The organism is Cupriavidus sp. 05N39 (assembly GCF_056397325.1).
This window is the reverse complement of the sequence record NZ_JBFTNE010000080.1, coordinates 1-25,106: the sequence shown is the minus strand read 5'-3', so window position 1 is coordinate 25,106 and position 25,106 is coordinate 1. Positions and strand designations below refer to the sequence as shown.

General features: G+C 66.7%; 21 protein-coding genes and 1 pseudogene. 15 read left to right on the top strand and 7 right to left on the bottom strand.

From position 1 onward, the window contains the following. Window positions 1-184: 184 nt before the first annotated feature. A complete protein-coding gene (locus tag AC1DN0_RS30085; RefSeq protein ID WP_441633161.1) occupies window positions 185-1,177 on the bottom strand; it encodes a tripartite tricarboxylate transporter substrate binding protein in 993 nt (330 codons plus the stop codon). Window positions 1,178-1,220: 43 nt separating this feature from the next. Continuing rightward, on the bottom strand, window positions 1,221-3,026 hold the full coding sequence (gene phnN, locus AC1DN0_RS30080) for a phosphonate metabolism protein/1,5-bisphosphokinase (PRPP-forming) PhnN (protein WP_441633159.1): 1,806 nt from the start codon (window positions 3,024-3,026) through the stop codon (window positions 1,221-1,223). A 352-nt stretch (window positions 3,027-3,378) separates the two neighbouring features. On the opposite strand from phnN, the gene AC1DN0_RS30075 reads away from it, so the two are divergent. After that, window positions 3,379-3,924 (top strand): MarR family winged helix-turn-helix transcriptional regulator, encoded by a 546-nt coding sequence (locus tag AC1DN0_RS30075; protein ID WP_441633181.1) that lies wholly within the window; start codon window positions 3,379-3,381, stop codon window positions 3,922-3,924. A gap of 101 nt (window positions 3,925-4,025) precedes the next feature. On the opposite strand, the gene nadC is transcribed toward AC1DN0_RS30075, so the two are convergent. Both nadC and AC1DN0_RS30065 read right to left on the bottom strand, forming a co-directional pair. After that, complete coding sequence (nadC, locus tag AC1DN0_RS30070) at window positions 4,026-4,859, bottom strand: carboxylating nicotinate-nucleotide diphosphorylase (protein WP_441633157.1); 834 nt, start codon at window positions 4,857-4,859, stop codon at window positions 4,026-4,028. Between the two features lie 302 nt (window positions 4,860-5,161). Beyond that, window positions 5,162-6,064 (bottom strand): LysR family transcriptional regulator, encoded by a 903-nt coding sequence (locus AC1DN0_RS30065; protein WP_477146223.1) that lies wholly within the window; start codon window positions 6,062-6,064, stop codon window positions 5,162-5,164. 107 nt (window positions 6,065-6,171) lie between these two features. Between AC1DN0_RS30065 and mdlC the strand changes: the two genes are divergently transcribed. From mdlC to AC1DN0_RS30040, 5 genes are all read left to right on the top strand, one after another. Beyond that, complete coding sequence (mdlC, locus tag AC1DN0_RS30060; protein WP_441633153.1) at window positions 6,172-7,776, top strand: benzoylformate decarboxylase; 1,605 nt, start codon at window positions 6,172-6,174, stop codon at window positions 7,774-7,776. A 58-nt stretch (window positions 7,777-7,834) separates the two neighbouring features. Then, on the top strand, window positions 7,835-9,286 hold the full coding sequence (locus AC1DN0_RS30055; RefSeq protein WP_441633151.1) for an aldehyde dehydrogenase: 1,452 nt from the start codon (window positions 7,835-7,837) through the stop codon (window positions 9,284-9,286). A gap of 78 nt (window positions 9,287-9,364) precedes the next feature. After that, window positions 9,365-10,318 (top strand): ketopantoate reductase family protein, encoded by a 954-nt coding sequence (locus tag AC1DN0_RS30050; protein ID WP_441633179.1) that lies wholly within the window; start codon window positions 9,365-9,367, stop codon window positions 10,316-10,318. A gap of 83 nt (window positions 10,319-10,401) precedes the next feature. Continuing rightward, a complete protein-coding gene (locus AC1DN0_RS30045; protein WP_441633149.1) occupies window positions 10,402-11,775 on the top strand; it encodes an MFS transporter in 1,374 nt (457 codons plus the stop codon). A 179-nt stretch (window positions 11,776-11,954) separates the two neighbouring features. Next, window positions 11,955-12,809: an alpha/beta fold hydrolase gene (locus tag AC1DN0_RS30040; RefSeq protein WP_477104300.1), complete on the top strand. Its 855-nt coding sequence runs from the start codon at window positions 11,955-11,957 to the stop codon at window positions 12,807-12,809. A 10-nt stretch (window positions 12,810-12,819) separates the two neighbouring features. On the opposite strand, the gene AC1DN0_RS30035 is transcribed toward AC1DN0_RS30040, so the two are convergent. Next, on the bottom strand, window positions 12,820-13,371 hold the full coding sequence (locus AC1DN0_RS30035; RefSeq protein ID WP_441633145.1) for a DUF934 domain-containing protein: 552 nt from the start codon (window positions 13,369-13,371) through the stop codon (window positions 12,820-12,822). Then, the gene (locus AC1DN0_RS30030) at window positions 13,364-15,103 is read right to left on the bottom strand and encodes a nitrite/sulfite reductase (protein ID WP_477146222.1); all 1,740 of its coding nucleotides are present in this window, start codon (window positions 15,101-15,103) and stop codon (window positions 13,364-13,366) included. Before AC1DN0_RS30030 ends, AC1DN0_RS30035 begins: the two co-directional genes overlap by 8 nt. Before the next feature lie 433 nt (window positions 15,104-15,536). Here AC1DN0_RS30030 and AC1DN0_RS30025 point away from each other — a divergent pair, with 433 nt between their 5' ends. The 3 genes and pseudogenes from AC1DN0_RS30025 to AC1DN0_RS30015 all read left to right on the top strand — a co-directional run bounded on the left by AC1DN0_RS30025 (window position 15,537) and on the right by AC1DN0_RS30015 (window position 17,546). Continuing rightward, the gene (locus tag AC1DN0_RS30025) at window positions 15,537-16,604 is read left to right on the top strand and encodes a maleylacetate reductase (RefSeq protein WP_441633141.1); all 1,068 of its coding nucleotides are present in this window, start codon (window positions 15,537-15,539) and stop codon (window positions 16,602-16,604) included. A gap of 51 nt (window positions 16,605-16,655) precedes the next feature. Further along, window positions 16,656-17,129, top strand: a pseudogene (locus tag AC1DN0_RS30020) (NAD(P)-dependent oxidoreductase); the annotation flags it as partial. Between the two features lie 33 nt (window positions 17,130-17,162). Further along, entirely contained in the window at window positions 17,163-17,546 is a 384-nt protein-coding gene (locus AC1DN0_RS30015) for an NAD-binding protein (RefSeq protein WP_441633177.1), read from the top strand. 12 nt (window positions 17,547-17,558) lie between these two features. On the opposite strand, the gene AC1DN0_RS30010 is transcribed toward AC1DN0_RS30015, so the two are convergent. Next, complete coding sequence (locus tag AC1DN0_RS30010; protein ID WP_045236578.1) at window positions 17,559-18,473, bottom strand: LysR family transcriptional regulator; 915 nt, start codon at window positions 18,471-18,473, stop codon at window positions 17,559-17,561. 313 nt (window positions 18,474-18,786) lie between these two features. On the opposite strand from AC1DN0_RS30010, the gene AC1DN0_RS30005 reads away from it, so the two are divergent. The 6 genes from AC1DN0_RS30005 to AC1DN0_RS29980 all read left to right on the top strand — a co-directional run. After that, window positions 18,787-20,118, top strand: a complete 1,332-nt coding sequence (locus AC1DN0_RS30005; RefSeq protein WP_441633139.1) for an amidohydrolase family protein — start codon at window positions 18,787-18,789, stop codon at window positions 20,116-20,118. 151 nt (window positions 20,119-20,269) lie between these two features. Continuing rightward, window positions 20,270-21,778: a sugar ABC transporter ATP-binding protein gene (locus AC1DN0_RS30000; protein ID WP_441633137.1), complete on the top strand. Its 1,509-nt coding sequence runs from the start codon at window positions 20,270-20,272 to the stop codon at window positions 21,776-21,778. Continuing rightward, entirely contained in the window at window positions 21,771-22,727 is a 957-nt protein-coding gene (locus tag AC1DN0_RS29995) for an ABC transporter permease (protein ID WP_035870454.1), read from the top strand. The genes AC1DN0_RS30000 and AC1DN0_RS29995 overlap by 8 nt, the downstream gene beginning before the upstream one ends. Continuing rightward, the gene (locus AC1DN0_RS29990; RefSeq protein ID WP_477104294.1) at window positions 22,724-23,692 is read left to right on the top strand and encodes an ABC transporter permease; all 969 of its coding nucleotides are present in this window, start codon (window positions 22,724-22,726) and stop codon (window positions 23,690-23,692) included. Before AC1DN0_RS29995 ends, AC1DN0_RS29990 begins: the two co-directional genes overlap by 4 nt. 75 nt (window positions 23,693-23,767) lie before the next feature. Continuing rightward, the gene (locus tag AC1DN0_RS29985) at window positions 23,768-24,733 is read left to right on the top strand and encodes a sugar ABC transporter substrate-binding protein (RefSeq protein ID WP_441633132.1); all 966 of its coding nucleotides are present in this window, start codon (window positions 23,768-23,770) and stop codon (window positions 24,731-24,733) included. 56 nt (window positions 24,734-24,789) lie between these two features. After that, window positions 24,790-25,106 (top strand): dioxygenase (locus AC1DN0_RS29980; RefSeq protein ID WP_477146221.1); only part of this gene is annotated, 317 nt, incomplete at its 3' end.

Sequence of the window (25,106 nt, the reverse complement as noted above, 5' to 3'; positions counted from 1 at the left end):
ACGAGCAGCGAGTGAACGTGGTTCTACGAAGCGTTTCGATCAGCGCGGGCGGCCAACGTCATCACGGATGGCTTCAGGACGCAGGGACGAACGCGCTCTCACGAGGGCTGGCTTGCGCCCGTGTGGCAACGATGTAAAACGGGGAATGGGGGGAGCTGCCTGCTTTGGCCGGTTCCCCGGACGATCAGTCCACGAGCAGATTGATCTTTGTCGCGAATTTCTGCCAGCGATCGATGTCGGTGGTGACCAGCTTCTGGAATTCGGCAGGCGTACTCGTGGTCGAGGCAAAGCCGAGTTGTGCCAGCGAAGCCTTGATCTCGGGCTTGGCGATGGCCTTGGCGATTTCCGTGTTCAGCTTTTGCACGATCTCGGGCGGCGTATGCGCCGGGGCGAGGATGCCGAACCACTGTTCTACGTCATAGCCGGGGACGCCAAGCTCGCTCACACTCGGCACGTCGGGCAGGAACGGTGAGCGCGCCTTTGACGTGACGGCCAGCGCACGTAGCTTGTTGCTCTTCAGGTAAGGCATCGTGTTGGTCAGCGTGTTGACGCTGACGTCGGCCTGGTTGCCAAGCACGTCGGCGATGGCGGGCGCGCAACCTTTATACGGCACATGAAGCATCTCGATTTTTGCCGAGACCTTCAGCAATTCGCCGGCCAGATGCTGCGGCGTGCCGTTACCGCACGACGCATAGCTTGGCGGCGAGGCACTCCTGCCCGCCGCCAGCAAGTCGTTAAACGTGCGGATATGCGATTGCGATGGCACGGAGATCACCGAAGGCACCGAAGCGAATGTGATGACCGCGCTGAAATCGGACTTCGGATTGAACTGCAGCTTCTTGAAGATGCTCGGGTTGATGGCGAAGCTGCTATTGACGATTAGCAGCGTGTAGCCATCGGCAGGGCTCTTGGCCACGAACTCGGCGCCAATATTGCCGCTGGCGCCGGGCCGGTTGTCGACTACCACCGGTTGGCCCAGCGACTTGCTCATGTCGGTGCCGATCAGGCGCGCGAGTGTATCGGTCCCGCCTCCGGCCGGAAACGTCACCACCATACGGATGGGCTTTTGCGGGAAGGTACTCGCGATATTGGCCTCGGCGCGCCCGGGCAGGGTGCTCAGGCTGCCTGCGACAAACAGAAGCGATGCCAGACTGCTGACGACGGATAGGTGTCTCATGGATATGCCTTGTCGGTTAGGGTGAGGGAAAGGGAAGGGTTGGTCAATCGGGGTCTATACGCACTGCCTGGTGGCACTCGCCACCGACGCGGACTAGTGCCGCGGCCGCCCTAAGTGCTTCAGCCGAGTCGGCGTGGATGCGGTAGAGGGGCTGCCCCGGCGCCACTTGTGCGCTGATCGTGCACAGCAGGTCGATGCCTGCACCGGCATCGCGCGGTGCCCCGGCAGCACGCGCCACACCGGAAATTTGCAAGCCTTCTATGGCCGTCACCTGTCCCTGCGTCGTGGCAGCCACTACCTGCGTATGCGCACCCGGCACCACTGGATCGGGGCGAACGCCCTGCGCGGCGGCGATGCGATCGAATGCGGCCTTCGCCTTGCCTTCGTTCAGAAGTGCTGTTGCAATTCGCATGCCTTGTTCGGGCGAGCCCACGCGGGGATCGAATGCGATGATTTCGCCGGCAAAGCGCAGGGCCTTCTCGCGCAAATCTGCGGGCGCATCGGGATCGTTGTCGAGCACCAGGCGGACGTCGCGCACTTCCAGTGCGGGGCCAATGCCACGGCCGATCGGGCGGCTGCCGTCCGTGACCAGCGCGCGTACGTGCAGGCCCAGTCCCTTGCCGACGCGTTCGAACAGTGCGCCAAGCGCTTCGGCGTCGGCGCGTGTTGCCAGCTTGGTCTCCGGCCCGTAGGGCAGGTCGACGATGACGTGGGTAGCGCCGGCAGTGTATTTTTTCGACAGGATCGACGCTACCGACCATCGGCGCGAATCAAGGCGAAGTGGCCGGGTGATTGCGTTCATGACATCGTCGATCACGGAATGGTTCAGATGTCCGTTCCACGCAATGCATGCGCGTGCCTGAGCTATGCACCGGCGCACATCCTCCTGCGTCAGGTCTACACGTGCGATTGTTTCCATTGCATCGGCAGTGCCGGCGGCAGAGGTGATTGCGCGCGACGATGTCTTGGGCATCGCCAGACCGTAGGCCGCGACTATCGGCACCACAATCAGCGTGATGCGGCTGCCGGGAACGCCACCCATCGAATGCTTATCGACGACAAGCGGCTCGTCCCAGTCGATACGGGGTGTGAAGGCCGTACGTGCGCGTGCCAGTGCCACCACTTCGTCGTCCGTCAGCGTCTGGGTTGCGGCAATGAGGAACTCTGTCAGCTCTGCCTCGGTGTACCGTCCGGCAATTGCATCTTGCAGCACAGCGGCGTAGGCAGCTTCGTCGAGCGGCTGACCGCGCAGCTTGGCCATCAGGTTGGCGCGGCTGGCCGGCTGTTCGGCGGAGGATGCCTCGGTGCTATTTCGCAGAGCGCCGACAAAGCGTGCCATTCCCACCTCCAGCGTGCTGTCATTTGACACCGTGATACACGAAACGCCTGGTGGCACCGGTGCTCCCGTTCGTGCAACGCGTTTGGCAACCTGGTCGCCCGACTCGCGCCCGCGCGCTGCAATGCGCTGTGCAAGCACACCATGCGGTGCCGTTACCAGGACGACCACGAAACGTGGTAATCGGGCGGCAAGCTCCGCGATGACGCCGCGCGAGCCATTGGCCACGACATTCCGCCCGCGGTCGAGCTCGAGCAGCAGCGACATGGGCAAGCCATAGCGGAGACCGTGCGCATCCCAAGTTGCCAAAAACTCGCCGCTTCGCTCACGTCGTGTGAACTCGGTATCGGAGACGCCCTCGTGCTCTTCGCCCGCTGACCCGCCAGGACGCGTGATAACGCGCCGTGCAAAAACATAGTCGTCACCGAGCGTTGCACGTGCACCGTCGATCAGGGAGTCCTTGCCAGCGCCACTGGGCCCTACAACAAAAAAGAATGTGCCGGTCGCTTTCATAATTACCTTAGATGTCGAAGTTATACGGTTATGCTAGCACCGGCCATAAGGGTGTCAAGAGATGTTCGATGTCTAAGCTAATGCAAGCAATGGGCCAACGCCCGCAAATCCAGTGTGTACGCGGGATTCGTGTGCTTGTAGGGGAAAACACGGACAAACGGTGTGCGCGGTGGTGGTGCCCCATGCAGTGATTGAGCGCATGGTGCACTAATGTAGTGAACGCTACATGGAGATGCCGGGAAGCCAGGGACGGAGTGTCGGGCGTGCGATCGCCAGAGGCGCTATCATGTGCGCTGTCGCTCGCACCGATTCGCCGGTGTCGTATGTATACGTTTCATTTTCGGTCAAGACTATGGCTACAAGAAAGCTGGGTACTCCGGTCACAATCAGCCCTTCGGATGAGGCCGATGAAGAACGGCTCGCCCACTTGGTGAAGGACGCTGCCCGCGCCTATATCCGGGCGCTACAACTGCGCCTGGCGGAACATTCTGTGTCGTACGGCCACTGGACCATCCTGCGCATCCTTTGGCGTCACGATGGTCTGTCGCAACGAGAGTTGAGCGAACGGGCCGGTGTGACCGAGCCGACCACGTTTGCGGCAGTCAAGGCGCTGGAGGCGCTGGGCTACGTAGAACGTACGCATCTCCCCGGTAACAAGAGAAAGGTGCACGTGTTCCTGAGCAAGACCGGAAGCGCTCTGCGCCGCAAGCTGGAGCCGCTGGCTACGGAGGTGAATGAACTTAGCGTGGAGGGTGTGAGTGAAGACGACGTGCGGACCACGCGCCGCGTGCTGATTACGATCGCGGAGCGATTGGTGGCTGACGAAGTCGCCTCGGCCGAGCATGGCCGGCGTGTTCCCTCTACGCAGGAAGTGGGGCGGCTGCTCTCGGATCTGTAGACGGCACCCTTATGCAAAAAAAACTCGCCGGGCCGGCCGGCGAGTGTGAAGCACTCGGTAGAGGGTGCGAATCGTTATATGGGAGCCAGGCTCCGCAGGTGTCAGGCTTCGTCGAGACCGATATCAACGGCAGGGGCGGACTGTGTAATCTTGCTCGTGGAAATGTAGTCCACGCCTGTTTCCGCCACGGCTCGGATCGTTTCCAGGCGGATGCCGCCCGAAGCCTCGACCTTGGTGCGGCCATTGACAATCTGCACGGCTTCCTTCATGTCGGGCACCGACATGTTGTCCAGCATGATCACGTCGACACCGGCTGCCAGTGCCTCGTGCACCTGTTCCAGCCGATCGCATTCCACTTCCAGCTTGGTCAGCACGGGGAGCTTCCGGCGCACGCGTGCCACGGCGGCAGCAATGCTGCCACACACGGCGATGTGGTTGTCCTTGATCATCACGCCGTTGTCCAGGCTAAGCCGGTGGTTCAGTCCACCGCCGCAGGTAACCGCGTGCTTTTCCAGTGCGCGCAGGCCCGGCGTGGTCTTGCGGCTGTCGATCAGGCGAGCCTTGGTATGCGCGATGGCTTGGGCATATGTTGCCGTGTGGTTGGCGATGCCGCACAGCCGCTGCATGATGTTCAGAGCGGTGCGCTCAGCTGTCAGGACGCTTCGCGCATTCCCGCTCACATTGATGAGCACCGCGCCTTTCTCAACCTTGTCGCCATCGGCGACCCGCACATCGATAGCCAGCGTGGGATCGTAACGGGCGAAGATTCGTGCTGCCACGCCGATACCAGCGATGATCATCGGTTCGCGGGCGTTCATGCAGAAGGTGCCGGTCTCTCCCGGTTCGATCATGGTCTGGACCGTCAAATCGCAGATCCCGATGTCTTCGGTCAGCCAGAGGTCGATCAGCTTGTCAGTGGCAAAGATGTCGTACATGTAAAGGCTCCTAAAGGTGGTTGCTGTACCCAGAGATCTTAGAGATCGAAGTACATGGCGTAATACTAGCGGTTGCCTGCGTCTTGTCAAGAATTATTCGAGATCTAAGATAAATTAGGCGAGCGCATGCACTCTAGCGCCGTCGACCGCACATGGAGGGACTGGGGCGCCCGGCTCGGCCGGGAGTTGAAGGGGCGTGAGATGAGCGAGCTGTGTGGCGCTCTGCTTTGGCGGCAGCTCCGGGCGGGCAGCGGCCTGATCATGGCCGGCGATATGGCCAGGTCGATTCAGGCGCAGGCCGGTCAGGCCGCGGTCAGCTGGCGCAGCGCTTCCAGCAGCTTGACCGCTGGGCCTGGCAAGATGCCCTGACGCCGGCGGAACGCCGTCAGCGTGCGCTTGCCGACCCCGCCCGGAAYGTCCAGGATATCGATCACGCCGGCCTTGCGCTCGGCGTCGACCATCGGCTCGGCCATCCAGCTCAGGAATCCCGAGCGTGCAACCAGGCTCTTCAATGCGGTAACGGAGCGCGTTTCCACCACGATATTCGGCAGGCCCAGCCCCTGGGCTGCAAACACGTCCCGCATATGCTCGAACGGGCCGGTGCCCCTGGGCGGGATGGCCCACTGCTGTTCGAGCGTGTCGGCCAGGCATAGTCCCGGCTTGCGCCGCAGCGGATGGTCCGGCGCCGCCACCACGTAGCTGCTGTCCTCCCAGCGGCAATCGGCGATGGCCTCGATTTCGTCAGTATCGGGCGCGCGGATGCTCAGCGCGAGATCGATCTCATGCCGGATCAGGCCCTCCGCCAGGCGGTCCCACACGCCTTCCGTAATCTCCACCCGCAGGTTTGGCCACGCTTTGGTCACCCGGCCGACCGCCAGCGGCAGCACCAGGCTCGCAATGCTGCCCACCGCGCCCACCTTGATGGTCCCCTTGGCCAGCCCCCGCATGGCATCGATCTCCTCGCGCGCATGCTCGGCCTCGCGCTGCAGCAAGGCGGCATGCGGCAGCAGCGCGCTACCTACCGCCGTGAGCTGCATGCCTTTGGAGTGCCGCTCGAACAGCGGGGCGCCCAGTTCGTCTTCCAGGCGCTTGATCGCGCGGCTCAGCGCGGGCTGGGTGACATGCAGCGCTTCGGCCGCGCGGCCCAGGCTGCCGCTGGCGACGATGGTGGTGAAGGCCTTCAGTTGTCGCAGATCGAAAGTCATGCGCAAACGTAATGCCTTTTTATGGAAAAGGCAATATTCAAGTAAGGGTGGGGCGCCGATACTTTGCGAATCGTTCAATCGACTCAACCGCTTCATTGGGAGAAGGCATGACCGGTAGTACCAACTCCGTTGCAGGTTCCGCGGCCATCACCGTGCGCGACGCCGTGATCGACCTGYTGCGCCAGTTCGGCATCACCTCGGTGTTCGCCAATCCCGGCTCGACCGAACTGCCGATGTTCCGGGATTTCCCCGCCGACTTCCGCTATGTGCTCGGCCTGCAGGAGGCGGTGGTGGTGGGCATGGCCGACGGTTTTGCGCAGGCCATCCGGAACGCGTCGCTGGTGAACCTGCATTCGGCGGCGGGCGTCGGCAATGCGATGGGCAACATCTTCACCGCGTTCAAGAACCGCACGCCGATGATTGTCACGGCGGGCCAGCAGGCGCGCTCGATCCTGCCGTTCGATCCCTTCCTGTCGTCCACGCAAGCCACCGAGCTGGCCAGGCCGTACGTCAAATGGAGCATCGAGCCGGCACGCGCCGCGGATGTGCCGCTGGCCATGGCGCGGGCCTATTACGTGGCGATGCAGGAGCCGCGCGGCCCGGTGCTGGTGTCGATCCCGGTGGACGACTGGGACCAGCCGGCCGAGCTGGTGGCTGCGCGCGCGGTCAGCGCCGAGGTGCGGCCGGACCCGGTGGCGATCGGGCGCATCGGCGCCCAGCTGGATGCCTGTGAGTGTCCGGCCTTTGTCGTCGGCGGCGCAGTCGACCGTGCCGGCGCCTGGGACGAGGTGGTGCGCCTGGCCGAGACGCACAACGCGCGCGTCTATGTGGCGCCGATGTCCGGGCGCTGCGGCTTCCCTGAAGACCATCGCCTGTTCGGCGGCTTCCTGCCTGCCATGCGCGAGAAGATCGTCGGCCAGCTGGGCGGGCACGACCTGATCCTGGTACTGGGCGCGCCGGCCTTTACCTACCATGTGGAAGGCGCCGGTCCCCATGTACCGGCCGGCGCAACGCTGTACCAGCTGATCGACGATCCCGCCATCGCGGCCTGGACACCGGTGGGCAGCTCGGTGGTGGGCAATATCCGGCTCGGCGTGCTCGACCTGCTGGCGCGTCCCGCGCCCGGGGCGCGCCCGTTGCCCGCCCCGCGCCAGCCTCGTCCGCGTGCCGAACCTACGCGGCTGATGTCCACCGCCTACGTGCTCCAGACCCTGGCCGAGGTGCGCGATGCCGCCGACATCGTGGTGGAGGAAGCGCCCAGCGCGCGTCCCGTCATGCAGGGCTACCTGTCCTTCACGCAGAGCGGCACCTTCTACACCATGGACAGCGGGGGCCTGGGCTACGGCATGCCCGCCGCCGTTGGCGTGGCGCTGGCGCGGCCGGGGGCGCGTGTCGTCGCGCTGATCGGCGACGGCTCCAGCATGTACTCGATCCAGGCCATCTGGAGCGCGGTCCGGCTCAAGCTGCCGATCACCTTCGTGATCCTCAACAACGCGCGCTACGCCGCGCTGCAGGATTTCGCGCCGGAGTTTGGTTTTGCACCGACTGATCCGGTGCAGGGCACGGACCTGCCGGGGATCGATTTCGTGGCGCTGGCGAAAGGCATGGGCTGCGAAGGCGTACGCGTGCGGGACGCTGCGCTGCTGCGCGACGCGCTGGCCGACGGGCTGCGCTCGCCGGTACCGAAGCTGGTTGAAGTCGAGGTTGCCTGAAACACAAACCTGACCCGCAGGAAAGCAAGCCGCAAGAAAACAAACAAAGGAGACAAGGATGCAGACGATTTCGTTGCTGATCGACGGCCAACCACGCCAGGCGGCCAATGGCGCCACCTTCGCGCGCCGCAATCCGCTGGACGGCAAGGTGGCCACCGTTGCCCCGGCCGCCACGGTAGCCGATGCGTTGTCGGCGGTGGACGCCGCCGCCGCGGCCTTCGACGCCTGGGCCGCCACCGGCCCGGGCGAGCGCCGCGCGTTGCTGACCAAGGCCGCGCACGCGCTGGAAGCCCGGGGCGAAGCCTTTGCCGCCGCGATGGCCGCCGAGACCGGCGCATCCGCCATGTGGGCCGGCTTCAACGTGCACCTGGCCGCGGCCGGCTTGCTCGAAGCGGCTTGCCTGACCACGCAGATCCACGGCGAGGTCATTCCGTCCGACGTGCCGGGCAGCCTGGCCATGGGCGTGCGCCAGCCGGCCGGCGTGGTGCTGGGCATGGCGCCGTGGAACGCGCCGGTGATCCTGGCCGTGCGTGCCATCGCGTTGCCGCTGGCCTGCGGCAATACCGTGGTGCTGAAGGGGTCGGAGATCTGTCCCGCGACGCACGGGCTGATCATCGAAGCCATGCGGGAAGCGGGTTTGCCCAAGGGCGTGGTGAACTTCGTCACCAATGCGCCGGCCGATGCGGGCGAACTGGTGGAAGCCATGATCGCCCATCCCGCGGTGCGCCGCGTGAACTTCACCGGTTCCACCCGGGTGGGCAAGGTCATCGCCGCAAGCTGCGCCAGGCATTTGAAGCCGGTGGTGCTTGAACTGGGCGGCAAGGCTCCGCTGCTGGTGCTGGACGATGCCGATATCGGTGCCGCCGTGGCCGCCGCCGCCTTTGGCGCGTTCGCCAATTCCGGCCAGATCTGCATGTCGACCGAGCGCATCATCGTCGACAACAAGATTGCCGACGCCTTTGTCGCGCAACTGGCGGCCAAGGCCAGCGCGCTGCCGCTGGGCGATCCGCGCAAGGGACCGGCCGTGCTGGGCTCCGTGGTGGGCATGAGCACCGTGGAGCGCTGCAATGCCCTGATCGACGACGCCCTCGCCAAAGGGGCGAAGCTGCTGTGCGGCGGCAAGGCGGACAACACCCTGATGCCGGCGACGCTGCTCGATCACGTCACGCCGCGAATGCGGATCTACGCGGAAGAGTCGTTCGGCCCGGTCAAGGCCATCGTGCGCGTCAACGGCGAAGCCGAGGCCATTGCCTGCGCCAACGATAACGAGTACGGGCTGTCGTCGGCCGTGTTCAGCCGCGACGTGGCGCGGGCCATGAATGTGGCCCGGCGTATCCAGTCCGGCATCTGCCATGTCAATGGCCCGACGGTGCACGACGAGGCGCAGATGCCCTTCGGCGGCGTGAAGGGCAGCGGGTTTGGCCACTTTGGCGGGCAGGCCGGCATCGCCGAGTTCACCGACCTGCGCTGGGTCACGGTGCAGACGACGCCGCGCCACTACCCGTTCTAGTCTCCAGGCAGCGGGGCTTGCCGCCTCGCACGAACGCATCCATGCAACCAGCGCCGCGCCGCGGCCGCCAAGCCAATGATCAAGATCGCAATCCTCGGGGCAGGGGCCATGGGCTCGCTGTTTGGCGCACGCCTGGCCGAAGCGGGCCATGACGTTACCTTGCTCGATATCAACGCCGCGCATCTCGACGCGATCCGCCGCCACGGCCTGCGCCTGCAGACCGATGAGGCGGACCGGCGGGTGCACGGCATGCAGGCCGTGCGCCCGGAGCAGACCGGCGCCATTCCCGACCTGCTGATCGTCTTCACCAAAGCCATGCACACGCGCGCCGCGATGGCGGGCGTGCGTCACCTGCTGGGGCCGGAGACGATTGTGCTGACACTGCAGAATGGCCTGGGCAGCGTCGAGACGATTTGCGGGTTCGTGCCCGTGCAGCGGGTGCTGATTGGCATCACCACATGGCCGGCCGACCTGGTTGGCCCCGGGCACGTGCAGTCGCATGGCGAGGGCGTGATCCGGATGATGAGCGCCGATGGCGTGGACCGGTCCGTCGTGGCGGGGACCGTAGCGGCACTGGATCGCGCCGGCATGCATTGCAAGGCCGATGCCGACGTGTGGGCCGCGATCTGGGAAAAGGTGGCGTTCAATGCCGCGCTGAATCCCCTGTGCGCGGTCACCGGCAGCACGGTGGACCAGCTGGGCAGCATCCCGGATGGTCCGGCGCTCGCCTTCGCGGTGGTGGGCGAGGTGCTGGCCGTGGCCAGGAGCCATGGCGTGGCTGTCGATGCGGATAAGGTCGGTGCCAGCGTGCTGCACGCCATCGAGTACCACATTGGCCACAAGCCATCCATGCTGCAGGACATCCTTGCCGCCCGGCGCACGGAGATCGATGCGATCAACGGCGCCGTCGTGGCCGCGGCGCAGCGGCACGGGGTGCCCGTGCCGCGCACCGAAGCCCTGATGCAACTCGTCCGGCTGATCGAGACCCGGGCGGGCGGCCACGGGCTGGATGCCAGTCCGGTCCTGCACTGAGTGGCGGCACGCCACTCTTGAAACCCGATACAAGAGCAAAAGGCGCTGGCGCCCGCCAGGACGCCAATCGACAGGAGACACCCATGCATACCCAAGCCGGCGCGTCGATCGATGTGGGACGCGTACTAGACGACGGCCCTTACACCACCATGCAGAAGATCGTCGTGGTGCTGGCGGCGCTGTCCATCGTGATGGACGGCTTCGATGGCCAGTTGATCGGTTTCGCCATTCCCGTGCTGATCAAGGAATGGGGCATCACGCGCAGCGCCTTCGCACCCGCGGTGGCGGCGGGGCTGGTGGGCATGGGCATCGGCAGCGCCTGCGCCGGCCTGTTCGCGGACCGCTTTGGCCGCAGGTGGGCCGTGATCGGCAGCGTCTTCCTGTTTGGCACGGCCACCTGCGCCATCGGTTTTGCCCCGGACACCACGACGATTGCCGTGCTGCGCCTGATCGCCGGGCTKGGCATYGGCGGCGCKTTGCCAAGCTCCACCACCATGACGGCCGARTTCACCCCGGCGCGCAGCCGCACGCTGGCGGTGACGGCCACCATCGTCTGCGTGCCGCTTGGCGGCATGCTGGCCGGCCTGTTCGCCAGCGTTGTCCTGCCGGCCTATGGCTGGCGCGGCTTGTTTTTTATCGGCGGCTCCCTGCCGCTGGGCCTGGGCGTGCTGCTGATGCTGGTGCTGCCCGAGTCGCCGCGTTTCCTGGTGCGCCGTCCCGCCCGCTGGGATGAGCTGCGCCGGCTGCTCGGCCGCATGTCCAGGCCGCTGCCGGCGGACGCCGTCTTCACCGACCTGGCCGAGCGCGATGCGGAGCGCCGCAAGGGCTTCGGCGCGCTGTTCGCGCCTGGGCAGGCGCGCGATACGCTGGCGATCTGGTGCGCCTTCTTCATGTGCCTGCTGGCGGTCTACAGCGCCTTTAGCTGGCTGCCGACCATGCTGGCCTCGGAGGGACTGAACGTGGCGGTCGCGGGTTCCGGCCTGACGGCCTACAACCTCGGCGGCGTCATCGGCGCGCTGTGCTGCGCGGTGGCCATCACCCGCTTCGGCTCGCGCTGGCCGCTGGCGATCTGCTGCGCCGGCGGGGCGGCCAGCGCGCTGCTGCTGCAAGGCGTGGACGTGCGCCACAGTACGGGATTGCTGATCTTTGGCCTGGGCGTGCACGGCATGTTCGTCAATGCGGTCCAGTCGACCATGTACGCGCTGTGCGCCTTCGTGTACCCCACCGCGGTGCGCGCCACGGGCACCGCATCGGCGCTGGCCTTCGGCCGCCTCGGGGCGATCCTGAGCGCGTTCGCGGGCGCGGCGGTGATCACCGCAGGCGGCGCGTCGTCCTATCTCGGCATGCTTGGCGCGGCGATGGCCGCGGTGCTGGTGGCGCTGCTTGCGGTCAAGGGGCATATCCCGAAGCCGGCGCGGCCCGCCGCCCGGGGCGACGCAGCCCTCGCGCGTTCCTGACCGCACGCTGGCCCTGCCCGGTTGCCCGGTTGCCCGGATGTCGCTTCGCCTGGCCGGGGAGGGTACATCCGGAATTCGCTATGATCCGGGATCGGAACCGTTTCTCGCGCGGCCGGCTTCTCCACGTTCGCCAAGGCAATCGGCCGCGCCGGGAGGCAAGCCGGCGCGCGCCCATGCCCATGACCCAGATAAGCAGCAATACCCCTGTCAACCCGGAACAGCCTCGGGCGGAGGCGGCCGCCCTGGCGCATCGGGCGGAACGGATCGTGACCGGTGCCGGCGGCTGCCGGGTGGTCTGGCGTCGCTTCGGCGAAGGGCGCCCGGTCATCCTCTTGCATGGCGGACATGGCAGCTGGCTGCACTGGGTGCGCAATATCGAGGCGCTGGCTGCGCAACGCACGGTCTGGGCGCCGGACATGCCCGGCTTTGGCGAGTCGGATGACATCGTCAGCGATCTGTCCGTCATGGCCGGCACGCTCGCGGCGGCGATCCGACAGTTGCCCGGCTGCGCGGACGAAATCGACCTCGCCGGCTTCTCGTTCGGCGGGCTGGTCGCCGCGAACGTGGCCGCCGCGCTTGGCACGGTGCGCCGGCTTGCCCTGCTGGGTTCGGCCGGGCACGGCGGCATTCGCCGGCAGCAGCGCGCGCTGGTGGACTGGCGCAAGGCGGCGGACGGCGCGGCGCTGGCGCAGGCGATGCGCTACAACCTGGAGGCGTTCATGATCGCGGACCCGGCCAGGGTCGATGCCATGGCCCTGTACGCGCACACCGAGTCATGCCGGCATACACGCTTTCGCAGCAAGAACATCTCGCGCGCGGGCGGCCTGCGCGACGCGCTGGACCGCTTCGGCGGCGAAGTGCTGCTTGCATGGGGCGAGCACGATGTGACGGCCGACCCGGCCGCGGCGGTGGCGGCCATGACGCAGGGCAGCGTGCAGCGGCAGGGCCGCATCATCCCGGATGCGGGGCACTGGGTCCAGTACGAGGCGCACGAGCCAGTCAACGCGCTGCTGGGCGGGTGGCTGGCAAGATAGCGTCCCGCGCCTATGCCGCCAGGGTGGACGTGGATGCGTACGTCTTCTGGTAATGCACCGTGAACGTGCCCAGCGCGGCGAGGGCGGCCTGCGGGTCGTGGCTCGGCTTGACGGCGAACGCATCGAAGCCGCAGCGGGCCATGTAGTGCACCGTATCGATCATCACGTCGCCCACCGCGCGCAGCTCGCCACGCCAGCCGTATTGCGTGCGCAGCAACTGGGCCAGCGAATAGCCGCGCCCGTCGGTATAGACCGGGAAGTCGATCGCCAGGTGCGCGATGCCGGTCGCATCGATGACAGTGGCGCCCGCGTCCAGCAAGTCTTCCGGTTCCGCATCCGGCGCCAGGTACACGGCCACCGGATGGCGGCGCGCGCGCAAGGCGACGCGGGTGGCCCGCCAGGTGTCAAGCGTGACCAGCCAGCCATCTTCGTCGGGCGGCATGGTCGAGCCGGCCACGCTCTCGTCCGCCACGAAGGCGCGCCAGATGTCGGCTTCGAGCCGGCCGTTGCGGATCACGTTGTTCAATTTGTCGGACTGCGGCAGGAATTGGGTTTCAGGCACGGGCCACCTCCGCCTGCTGCCGCCGCGCGACGATCCTCGGGTCCTGGTAGACCGCCTGCTTGAAGGGATCCACGCCGACGCGCTCGACCACGTCGATAAACCGCTCCGCCTCGCTGTCGCGCAGGGACAGGTAAGTGTCGATCAGCAGCGCGACCACGTCGGGGATTTCATCGCGCGCGAAGGACGGGCCGATGATGCGGCCAATGGCCGCGCCCCCGCCCTTGTGCTGGTCAAGCAGGGCATGGCCGGCGGCGCCGTTCTGGCGCCCGCCGACGGTGACCTGGTACCACTCCTCGCCGGCCTTGTCGACGCCGAGGATGCCGATATGGCCGACGTGATGGTGCCCGCAGGAGTTGATGCAGCCGGAGATGTTCAGGTCCAGCTCGCCGATTTCGAACAGGTAGTCCAGGTCGTCGAAGCGGCGCTGGATGGCCTCCGCCAGTGGAATCGACACGGCGTTCGCCAGCGAGCAGAAATCCCCGCCCGGGCAGGCGATGATATTGGTGAGCATGCCGATATTCGCGGTGGCCAGGCGCAAGGCATCCAACTCCAGCCATAGCGCGTACAGCTGGCTGCGGCGCACGTCGGCCAGGATCAGGTTCTGCTCATGCGAGACGCGCAGCTCGCCAAAGCCGTAGCGGTCCGCCATATCCGCCACCGCATCCATCTGGTCCGCGGTGATGTCGCCGGGGGGCGCGCCGGTGGCTTTCAGCGACACGGTCACGGCGGCGTAGCCGGGCACGCGGTGCGCATGCACATTGCTGCGCAGCCAGCGGGCGAAGCGGGGCTGGGCCGCCGTCAGGGCAGGGCCGGGGCCGGGCTCGTCCGCCGCGCCGGGATCGTAATCCGGCGTGGTGAAGCGGCTGGCCACGCCTTTCACGAAGTCCGTGCTGACCRTATCCGGGCCGCCGCGGATGCGCTGCCATTGCTCGTCAACCTGCTGCGCGAACACGCCGGGCGTCAGGTCTTTCACCAGGATCTTGATGCGCGCCTTGTACTTGTTGTCGCGCCGCCCGTGCAGGTTGTAGACGCGCAGCGTGGCCTGCAGGTAGGTCAGCAGATCGGACCAGTGCACGAAGGCGTTGATCAGCTTGCCGACCATCGGCGTGCGGCCCATGCCGCCGCCCACCCAGACCCGGAAACCCAGTTCGCCGTCGCGCTCCACCGCCTGCAGGCCGATGTCGTGCACGCCGACCGCGGCCCGGTCCGTGGTGGCGCCGCTCACGGCGATCTTGAACTTGCGCGGCAGGAAGGCGAACTCCGGATGCAGCATGGACCACTGGCGGATGATCTCGCACCACACCAGCGGGTTCACGACCTCGTCCGGCGCCAGGCCCGCGAAATGATCGGTGGTGGTGTTGCGGATGCAATTGCCGCTGGTCTGGATCGCATGCATCTGCACGGTGGCCAGCTCCGCCAGGATGGCGGGCGCGTCTTCCAGGCGCGGCCAGTTGAACTGCATGTTCTGGCGTGTGCTGAAGTGCCCGTAGCCGCGATCCCAGCGGCGCGAGATCTCGGCCAGCTTGCGCAGTTGCCGGGACACCAGCATGCCGTAGGGAATCGCCACGCGCAGCATGGGCGCATGCCGCTGGATATAGAGGCCATTCTGCAGGCGCAGCACGCGGAACTCGTCTTCGGTGAGCTGGCCGCTGAGGAAACGTTCGGTCTGGCCGGCGAATTGCGTAACGCGCTGGTCGACCAGTTGCTGGTCGATCTCATCATATAAGTACATGGGGCACTTCCAGGTTTGCCGTGCGGGAAACGGGCAATGTCGCCGCCGCCGGCGAGGGGCTTGTGGGTAGCCATCAGGCTAGCGCCCCTGATGCGGGCCGAACAGGATCAGTTGGTGCGCGTTCGGCACGGAGCAGCGGCGGCGCGGGCTGTCATGTGCGTTCGGGTGCGCTCTGGTGCGCTCGGCATTGGCGAACGCGCTGGCCATGCGGTCCCCGCGCAATCCCTGGCAACTGCGCCGTGTGTCCGCGATTCTTCCTTTCCCGTCAAGACTGTTTTCCCTTCCCGGCATTTCTTTCCGCCACGCGGAAGGCTAACGTGCGTAACGAGTCTGCGGAGTCCGCGCGCGCCGCCTGCCCGCTTGCAGGTCCCGGCGCGGGCAAGACCCGCGGAGCGGGCGCAGATCCAGACCGATCCGGAGGAAGACCAAGCCTATGCCAAAGTCGTTTGTCTATACGGCCCAGCCCATGCGCGTCCTGTTCGGCGCGGGCACCTTGAGCCAGGTTGCGCAGGAGGTGGAGCGCATGGGTGCGCAACGCGCGCTGGTGCTGTGCACGCCGAACCAGACGGAGGAGGCGCTGCGCGTTGCGGAATTGCTGGGGCCGCTCTCGGCCGGCATCTACGCCGGCGCCATCATGCACGTGCCTCTCGAGACCGCGCGCGCGGCTGCCAGGCACGCGCAGGCGTTGGGCGCGGATTGCGCGATCGCCATCGGCGGCGGCTCGACCACGGGGCTGGGCAAGGCGATCGCGCTGACCTCCGGGCTGCCCATCCTGGCGATTCCCACCACCTACGCGGGCTCGGAGATGACGCCGATCTACGGCATCACCGATGCCGGCCTGAAGAAGACCGGCCGCGACCCGCGCGTCCTGCCCCGCACCGTGATCTACGATCCCGAACTTACCGTCGGCCTGCCGGTTGCCATGAGCGTGACCAGCGCGCTGAACGCCATCGCCCATGCGGCGGAAGGCCTGTATGCCGAAGATGCCAACCCGGTGACGTCGCTGATGGCCGAGGAGGGAATCCGGGCGCTGGCCAGCGCGATTCCCCGCATCTGCGAGGTCCCGTCCGATCTCGATGCCCGCGCCGATTGCCTCTATGGCGCGTGGCTCTGCGGCTCGGTGCTGGGCAGCGTCGGCATGGCGCTGCACCACAAGCTGTGCCATACGCTGGGCGGCAGCTTCAACCTGCCGCATGCCGAAACGCATACGGTCGTGCTGCCGCACGCCATGGCCTATAACGCCGGTGCCGCGCCGGAAGCGATGGCGAGGATCCGGCGTGCCCTTGGCAGCGAGCACATTTCAGCGGCGCGCGGGCTCCATGACCTGGCTGCCCGCCACGGCGCGGCCACCGCGCTGCGCGATATCGGCATGAAACGAGAGGACCTGGACCGTGCCGCCGAAATCGCGCTGGCCAACCCTTACTGGAATCCGCGCCCCATCGAAAGCGCGCCGATTCGCGAATTGCTGCAGGCTGCCTTTGAAGGCCTGCGCCCGGACTGAGACGCAACCGGCGCGCAACCGCCGCGCAATCACGCCAAGCACACAACGAACTGGAGACAAACCATGCAGATCGGCTTCATCGGAACCGGCAAGATGGGCTTGCCCATGGGACGCCACCTGGCCGCGGCCGGCCACTCGGTCGAAGGCTTCGACCAGTCCCCCGCGGTGCTGGAAGCTGCCCGTCAGGCAGGGCTCGGGGTGGCAGGCTCGCTGGCGGAGGCAATCGCCGGCAAGGATGTCGTAATCAGCTCCCTGCCGCACGACGCGGCCTTCGAGGCGGTCGGTGCCCGGCTGGCTGAACTGGCCGCGCCGGGCACGCTGTATATCGATACCAGCACGGTGTCGCCGCAAGCGTCCGCCCGCGTTGCCGCCATGTTGGCGCAGCGGAACATCCAATACCTGCGCGTGACGGTATCGGGCAACAACAAGATGGCGGAAGCCGCGCAACTGACGGCGCTGGTCTCCGGTCCGGCGGCGGCGTACGAGATAGCGCGCCCGTTGCTGGCAACCCTGGGGCCGACGCAGTTCTACCTCGGCGAAGCCGAGGAAGCCCGCCTGATGAAGCTGGTGGTGAACCTGATGATCGGCCTGACCTCCGGCATGCTTGCCGAAGCGCTGGCGCTGGGCGCCAAGGGCGGCCTCAAATGGCAGGACATGTGGTCCGTGATCACCGCCAGCGCGGTGGCCGCGCCTATCGTCAAGGCCAAGTCGGCGCAACTGGTGGAGAACGACTACACGCCGACGTTCACCGTGGACCAGATGCTCAAGGACGTTGGGCTGATCCTGGACGCCGGCGCCAGCTTGCGCGTGCCGTTGTCGCTCACGGCGCTGCTCGGCCAGATGCTGCAGGGCGCGGCGGCGCAGGGCATGGCCGCCGACGACTACGCGGCGGTGATCAAGTCGGCGCGGCTCACCGCCGGCCTGCCGGCGGTGAGTGCCTAGCGCGCGGCGGCCTCACGATGTCCATTTGCGCTCGTAGTCCATGCGCTCGAAGTGCGCCACCAGGAAATCGATGAACAAGCGCACCTTGGCGGCCAGGTAGCGTCGGCTCTGGAAGGCGATATTGATGGTGAGCCGGGGCAGGTCCCAGTCGTCCAGCACCGGGATCAGCCGGCCGGCAACGATATCGTCATAGACGATGTACTTGGGCTGCACCAGGATGCCCAGGCCTTCCAGCGCGGCGGCGCGTATCACCTGGCCGTCGTTGGACTCCAGCTTGCTGCGCACCGTGACTGATTTCTCCTCGCCGTTGCGGGTGAAGGTCATCTCGTGCGGCCGGTTCGCGTAGGAGTAGATCAGCATCTGGTGGCGCAGCAGGTCCTCGACCTCGCGCGGCGTGCCCATGCGGCCCAGGTAGCGCGGCGAAGCGGCCAGGATGCGACGCGTCTCCGCCAGCCGGCGCACCGTGAGGCCGGAGTCGGGCTCGAACTCGCGGGTGCGGATGGCCAGGTCGATGCCGCTGTCCATGATGTCGTAGTAGCGGTTGGCCGCGAGGATATTGACGTCCACCTTCGGATAGAGCGCGGTGAAGTCGGGCAGCAGCGGCGCCAGGTGTTTCATGGAAAACGACAGCGAGGCGGTGATGGTCAGCGTGCCGCCCGGCTCCAGCACATTGGCGTTCACGGCCGCCTCCGCTTCTTTCATTTCCGCCAGCACACCCTTGCAGCGCCGGAAAAACTCGTGCCCCACGTCGGTCAGGTACAGCCGCCGCGTGTTGCGCTCGATCAGCCGCGCCGAGAGGCGCTCCTCAAGCGAAGCGAGGTAGCGGCTTGCCGCCGCATTGGAAATGTCCAGGCTCTCGGCAGCCTTGGTGATGCTGCCCAGTTCGGCGATCTGAACGAACAGTTCGAATTCGGTCCAGCGGTCCATCTTGCGTCTCCCCGTGTGCGGCTTCTCCTCCCTTGTCCTGGCCGGATTCCCTCGCCAGGTGGAAAGAAGATTTCCTGATCCGTCGTTTTTTTCCGTTTTCCGGGAGTATAGAGTTTGTTCCAACGGATGTCAGGTGCTTGATTCCGCCGCTGGCGGCGAATGCGCACGGCACGACAGCCCACCCGAAGAAAGCCAGAGTGGCGCGCCGGATACCGGCAGCGCCGCCGCGCCAAGGAGACCATTCCATGCTCGCATTCCGCTTCGCTTGTCCCCCGCGTCTTGTTTGCCTTTCGCGTTAAGGAGGACAGCGCTCATGTCACGCATCCTGGTAAGCGGGGCGACCCTGGTCACGATGGAGCCCACCCTTGGCGAGTTCACCGGCGACCTGCTGATCGAAGGCGAGCGCATCGCCGCGATCGCGCCGCGCATCGACGCGGGTGACGCGGAACGGATCGACGCGCGCGGCTTTATCGCGGCGCCCGGCTTCGTCAACGCGCATATGCACACCTGGCAGACCGCGCTGCGCGGGGTGGCTTCCGGCTGGACGCTGACCGGGTATTTCCGGCAGATGCACGCGGGGCTGGCCACGCGCTTCACACCGGAAGACATTGGCATCGCCACGCTCGCCGGCGCCTGGAACCAGCTGGACTGCGGCACCACCACGCTGGTGGACTGGTGCCATAACAATCCCACCCCGGCGCATAGCGATGCCGCGCTGGACGCGCTGGCGCAGTCCGGCATCCGCGCGGCCTTCCTGCACGGCTCGCCCAAGCCCGACCCCAAGCCCGGCGCCATGCCGTTCTGGGAAATGCCGCACCCGCGCAGCGAGGTGGAGCGCTTGTCAAAGCGGCTGCAAGGCTCGTCCTTGCTTAGCCTCGGCCTGGCCATCCTGGGCCCGCACTACTCGACGCTGGACGTGGCGCTGCACGACTTTGCCCTGGCGCGCGAGTTCGGCCTGCTGGCCAGCCTGCACCAGGGCGGCGGCAGCGCGCGCACGCCGGATGGGTGGGAGCGGCTGGAGCGGGCGGGGCTGCTCGGGCCGCATATCAATATCGTGCACGGCAACAACCTGACGGACGAACAGCTTGCCCGTTTCGTCGGCCTGGGGATGAGTTTCTCCGTGACGCCGGAGAACGAACTGACGCAGGGCCATGGCTTCCCGATCACCGGCCGGCTGATGCGGCTGGGCGCGGCGCCGTCGCTTGGCGTGGACCTGGAATCGGGTCTGTCCGGCGAGATGTTCATTGCCGCGCGGATTGCGCTGGGCGTACAGCGTGCGCTGGACCATGCCGCCTACCGGCAACAGCACGGTGACATCGGCCCCACCCATGCGGCGAGCTGCCGCGACGCGCTGGACTGGATCACGCTGGCCGGCGCGCGAATGCTCGGCATGGAAGACCGCATCGGCTCGCTGGCCGTGGGCAAGCAGGCCGACCTGGTCCTGATCGACGCGCGCAAGCTCAACATGATGCCGCTGCACGACCCCGTCAGCGCCATCGTGATGCAGGCGAGCCTGGCCAACATCGACAGCGTGTTCGTGGCGGGCCGGGCGCGCAAGCGCCACGGGCGGCTGCTGGTGGACGGGCTGGCGGGCAAGCTTGAGAGGCTGCGCGAGTCCGGCGAACGGCTGGCGGCGGGGCGGTAGGGAACAAGGGATGTCCCGGGGCGAAAGGGACGGCGGCCGCATCAATCCGCCACCAGCGCCTGAAGAACCACCAACCAGAAAAGGAGGAGACCATGCATCGACAACCTGCCACGCGCGGCATCGGCGCCGGCGCGATCCACAGGCTCGCATCATGAACGCCATCACGGAAATCACGCCGCTGTTCGAGATGCGTGGAATCAGCAAGCACTTTCCGGGCGTGAAGGCGCTGGACGACGTGTCGTTCACCATCTATCCCGGCGAAGTGCATATGCTGCTGGGCGAGAACGGCGCCGGCAAGTCATCGCTGATGAAAGTCCTGTGCGGCGTCTATGTGGCCGATGCCGGCGAGTTCTATCACGAGGGCAACCCCGTGACGATCGCCAGCCCGGCCGACACCATGCGGCTCGGCATTGCGGTGATTTTCCAGGAATTCTCGCTGGTGCCCTACCTGGACATCGCGCAGAACATCTTCCTCGGCCGCGAGCCCGCAGGCCGCATTCCCGGCTCCGTCGACACCGCCGCAATGCACGCCGAAGCGCGCCGCATCCTCGACATCCTCGGCATGGAGGTGAGCACGCGCACGCCGGTGCATGAACTGGGCGTGGCGCAGCAGCAGATGGTGGAGATCGCCAAGGCGCTGTCGCAGAACGCCCGCATCCTGGTGCTGGACGAACCCACCGCCGCGCTGTCCGACCGCGAGACCGAGAAGCTGTTCGCGGTGATCGCACGGCTGAAGGCGGATGGCGTCTCGATGATCTACATCTCGCACCGCATGGCCGAGGTCTTCGCACTCGGCGACCGCATCACCATCCTGCGCGACGGCCGCAAGGTGGGCGCCTGCCTGCCCGGCGACGCCTCGCCGGACGAGCTGGTGGCGCGCATGGTGGGCCGCAAGGTCGATATGAGCTATAGCCGCGAGCGCGGCGCGCAGCCGGGCGAGGTGGCGCTCGATGTGCGCAACGTCAGCGCTGACAGCGGCATCACGGAGATCAACCTGCAAGTGCGCGCCGGCGAGATCGTCGGCCTGGCGGGGCTGGTGGGATCGGGGCGCAGCGAAGTGGCGCGCGCCGTGTTTGGCGCCGACCCGATCCGGCAGGGCGAAATCAGGATTTTCGGCCAGCGGCTCGCCGGGGGGCCGGACCGCGCCCGCGAACTGGGCGCCGCGCTGATCCCGGAAAGCCGCAAGTCCGAAGGGCTGGCGCTGATCCGCACGGTGCGGGACAACCTGCTGCTGGCCGGCCTGCGGCGCGCGTTTCCCTCGCGCTGGTATCGCGCCGACAAGGCCGAGGCGCTGGCCGCGCGCGAGATCGCGCGGCTGCGCATCGCCACGCCCGATGGCGACCAGCTTGCGCAATTCCTCTCGGGCGGCAACCAGCAGAAGATCGTGATCGGCAAGTGGCTGGTGGCGCAAGCCAGGCTGTTCATCTTCGACGAGCCCACGCGCGGCATCGACGTGGGCGCCAAGGCGGAGATCTTTGCGCTGATCGACAGCCTGGTCAGGCAGGGCGCGGGCGTGCTGCTGATCAGTTCCGAACTGCCGGAAATCATCAATGTCTGCGACCGCACCTACGTCATGCGCGGCGGCCGTATCGCCGGCGAGGTCGCGCATGGCGAGATGACCGAAGAACGCATTCTGCAACTGGGGATGAACGATGCTTGATACCAACGCACTACCGCGGCAGCCGGGCCGGCCGTTCGGCAAGCTGCCCGGCTCGGTCTGGGTGCTGCTGCTGCTTTCGCTGGTATTCAGCGCCACGGGCTCGGGCTTCCTGAGCGTGGACAACCTGCTGAACATCGGCACGCAATCCACCATCCTGCTGCTGATCGCCTTGCCGATGACGCTGATCATCATGACCGAAGGCCTGGACCTGTCGATGGGCGCCGTGCTGACGCTGTGCGGCGTGGTGCTGGCCATGGTGATGGTGTCCACCGGATCGCTGCCGCTCGCGCTGGGCGCGGCGCTCCTGACCGGGCTGGCGTTCGGGCTGCTCAACGGCGCGCTGGTGTCGTGGCTGGAGATTCCGCCCTTCGTGGCGACGCTCGGCACGCTCGGCGCCGCGCAGGGCCTGGCGCTGGTGGCCACCGATGGCCAGAGCGTGGTGGGCATCGGCGACACCATCCCGCTGATCTATTCCGGGCAACTGCTGGGCATTCCCTTTCCCATCTGGATCGCCGTGGCGTTCTACGGCCTGTTCCACTGGCTGCTGTACCGCACCCGCTTCGGCGCCTATGTGTTCGCGCTGGGCGGCAACCGCGAGGCGCTCAAGTTCTCCGGCGTGCGCATCAATGTCTGTCTCATCGCGGTGTATGTGCTGGGCGGGCTGATGGCCGGCGTGGCCGCGCTGCTGCTCACCGCACGCATGAACGCGGGGCATCCCACGGCGGCCATCGGGCTGGAGTTCGATGCCATCGCCGCGGTGGCGGTGGGCGGCACCACCTTCGACCGCGGCAACGGCTGGCTGCCCGGCACGGTGCTGGGCGTGCTGGCGGTGGGCGTGCTGCGCAACGGGCTCAACCTCGTCGGCGTGCAGTCGTCGGTGCAGGTGGCGGCGATCGGCGTGCTGGTGCTGGTGGTGCTGCTGATCGAATCCTTCAAGGGGAAAGCATGAACACGGCGACTCTGTTCCCGCCACTCTCGGCGGATGCCCGCTCGTTTGCCTACCGGCTGTTTGCGCTCGGTTTGCTGTGCCTGCTGCTTGCCGTGGCGTCCGACGCATTCCTGACGCTGAGCAATATCCTCAATGTGCTGCGCCAGGCCAGCCTGCTGTTCCTGCTGGCATCCGGCGTGACGCTGGTGATCCTCACCGGCGGGCTGGACCTGTCGGTGGGCGCCAATGTGGCGATGTCGGCCTGCGTGGCGGCCACCGTGATGAAGGCCACGGGATCGACCACGCTCGGCGTGGGCGCGGGGCTTGGCACCGGCGCGCTGATCGGCCTGGCCAACGGGCTGCTGGTGGCCATGCTGCGCATCCCGCCCTTCATTGCCACCTACGGCATGTTGTGGGTGCTGCACGGCGTCACCTACTGGTTCATGGCGGGCGAGACCATCCATGGCTTTCCGCCGGCGTTCCGCGCCATCGGCAGCGGCTACTTGCTGGGTGTGCCGGTCCCGGTCTACCTGATGCTGCTGTTCCTGGTGGCCGGCACCGCCATGTCGCAGAAGACCGTCTACGGGCAGGAGATCTACGCCATCGGCGCGAATCCCGTGGCAGCCCGGCTTTCGGGCGTTCCGGTGAAGCGGCGGCTGGTGCTGGTGTATCTGGTGAGCGGCGCGATGGCCGGCATCGCCAGCCTGGTGTTCCTGGCCCGGCTCAACTCGGCCGAGGGCGACATCGGCGAGGCCTTGACGCTGCCCGCCATTGCCGCGGTGCTGATCGGCGGCACCTCGCTGTTCGGCGGCGTGGGCCGCGTATCCGGCACGCTGGTCGGCGCCATCATCCTGACGCTGGTGCTCAACGGCATGAACCTGCTGACCGTGAGCGCCAACTGGCAGCCCCTGGTGACCGGCGTGATCGTCGTGCTGGCGGTATTCCTGGACACGCTGTCGCGCAAGCGGCTGGGTGTCAGGCCGTAAGTCAGGCCGCAATCCTGCCGGCGCGGCGGCGGGCGCCGCCGCGCATGGCCCTTCATCAAAAACCAAGGAGACAACATGAACCTACGTAACCTGAAACAACTGGCAGGCGTGCTGGCCCTCGGCATGCTGGCGGCGCCGGCCCACGCGGACGGCGAGCGCATCGCGGTATTCACCAAGAACCAGACCAATCCGTTCTTCCAGGTGGTGCGCCAGGGCGCGGACGCGGCGGCCAAGAGCATGAACGCCCGCGTCACCCACTACATCCCGACCAAGCCGGACAGCATCCCGGAACAGATGAGCCAGGTCGAAGACGTGATCGTCAAGAAGGCCGACGCCATCGTCTTCGTTCCGGTGGACTACAAGGCGATGGGGCCGGGCGTGAAGAAGATCAACGCGGCGAACATCCCGGTGGTCAACGTCACCGACAAGAGCGAGGTCGGCAACTTCGTCTCCTTCGTGGGCGCGAGCGACTACGACCTCGGCCTGAAGACCGCCTCCCACCTGTTCAAGGCCATGGGCGGCAAAGGCAACGTTATCCTGCTCGAGGGCATCAAGGGCTCGCTGACCAATATCGACCGCGTCAGGGGCATGCAGGACGCGCTCAAGGCGTTCCCCGGCGTCAAGCTGCTGGCGTCGCAGCCGGCCAACTACCAGCGCCTGCAGGCGCTGCAGGTGATGGAAAACCTGATGCAGTCGTACCCGCAGATCGACGGCATCTTCGCCGCCAACGACGCCATGGCCATCGGCGCCATCGAGGCGCTGCAGGGCGCCAACCGCAAGGCACTGGTGTCCGGCATCAACGGCACCCAGGAGGCGATCGATGCCATCAAGGCGGGTACCTTGCTCGCGACCGGTGACTACAATGGATTTGCCCAGGGCTGCCTGGGCACGATGGCCGCCATTCGCAAGCTGCGCGGCATGCCGGTCATCCAGAGCATCGTGCTGCCGGCCACGGTGGTGGACAAGACGAACTACCAATCGATCGATGTCCCGGCGAGCAAGCGCAGCTGCCCGCGCTGGGAGGATGCGGCCAAGGCCTGAGATTCACAGCCCGGCGCCCGGACGATCGACAGATCGACAACCAGAGAACAGACACCATGCGCAATCTAGACGAAGAAACCATTACCCAGGCGGTGCTGGCGCGGCACGCCGATATGCCGGACGGGCGGCTCAAGGAGATCATGACCAGCCTGGTCCAGCATCTGCACGCCTTTGCCCGCGAGGTGCGTCTCACCGAGGCCGAATGGGCCGAAGGGATCAGGTTCCTGACCGAAATCGGCCATACCTGCACCGACAGCCGGCAGGAGTTCATCCTGCTGTCCGACACGCTGGGCCTGTCCACGCTGGTCACGGCGCAGAACCACAAGAAGCCGCGCGGCTGCACCGAGGCCACGGTGTTCGGGCCCTTCTATGT

Coding starts and splice junctions, on each gene's coding strand:
- AC1DN0_RS30085 (WP_441633161.1), bottom strand. CDS start 1,177: ATGAGACACCTATCCGTCGTCAGCAGTCTGGCATCGCTTCTGTTTGTC.
- phnN (WP_441633159.1), bottom strand. CDS start 3,026: ATGAAAGCGACCGGCACATTCTTTTTTGTTGTAGGGCCCAGTGGCGCT.
- AC1DN0_RS30075 (WP_441633181.1), top strand. CDS start 3,379: ATGGCTACAAGAAAGCTGGGTACTCCGGTCACAATCAGCCCTTCGGAT.
- nadC (WP_441633157.1), bottom strand. CDS start 4,859: ATGTACGACATCTTTGCCACTGACAAGCTGATCGACCTCTGGCTGACC.
- AC1DN0_RS30055 (WP_441633151.1), top strand. CDS start 7,835: ATGCAGACGATTTCGTTGCTGATCGACGGCCAACCACGCCAGGCGGCC.
- AC1DN0_RS30040 (WP_477104300.1), top strand. CDS start 11,955: ATGACCCAGATAAGCAGCAATACCCCTGTCAACCCGGAACAGCCTCGG.
- AC1DN0_RS30025 (WP_441633141.1), top strand. CDS start 15,537: ATGCCAAAGTCGTTTGTCTATACGGCCCAGCCCATGCGCGTCCTGTTC.
- AC1DN0_RS30015 (WP_441633177.1), top strand. CDS start 17,163: ATGAAGCTGGTGGTGAACCTGATGATCGGCCTGACCTCCGGCATGCTT.
- AC1DN0_RS30010 (WP_045236578.1), bottom strand. CDS start 18,473: ATGGACCGCTGGACCGAATTCGAACTGTTCGTTCAGATCGCCGAACTG.
- AC1DN0_RS30005 (WP_441633139.1), top strand. CDS start 18,787: ATGTCACGCATCCTGGTAAGCGGGGCGACCCTGGTCACGATGGAGCCC.
- AC1DN0_RS30000 (WP_441633137.1), top strand. CDS start 20,270: ATGAACGCCATCACGGAAATCACGCCGCTGTTCGAGATGCGTGGAATC.
- AC1DN0_RS29995 (WP_035870454.1), top strand. CDS start 21,771: ATGCTTGATACCAACGCACTACCGCGGCAGCCGGGCCGGCCGTTCGGC.
- AC1DN0_RS29990 (WP_477104294.1), top strand. CDS start 22,724: ATGAACACGGCGACTCTGTTCCCGCCACTCTCGGCGGATGCCCGCTCG.
- AC1DN0_RS29985 (WP_441633132.1), top strand. CDS start 23,768: ATGAACCTACGTAACCTGAAACAACTGGCAGGCGTGCTGGCCCTCGGC.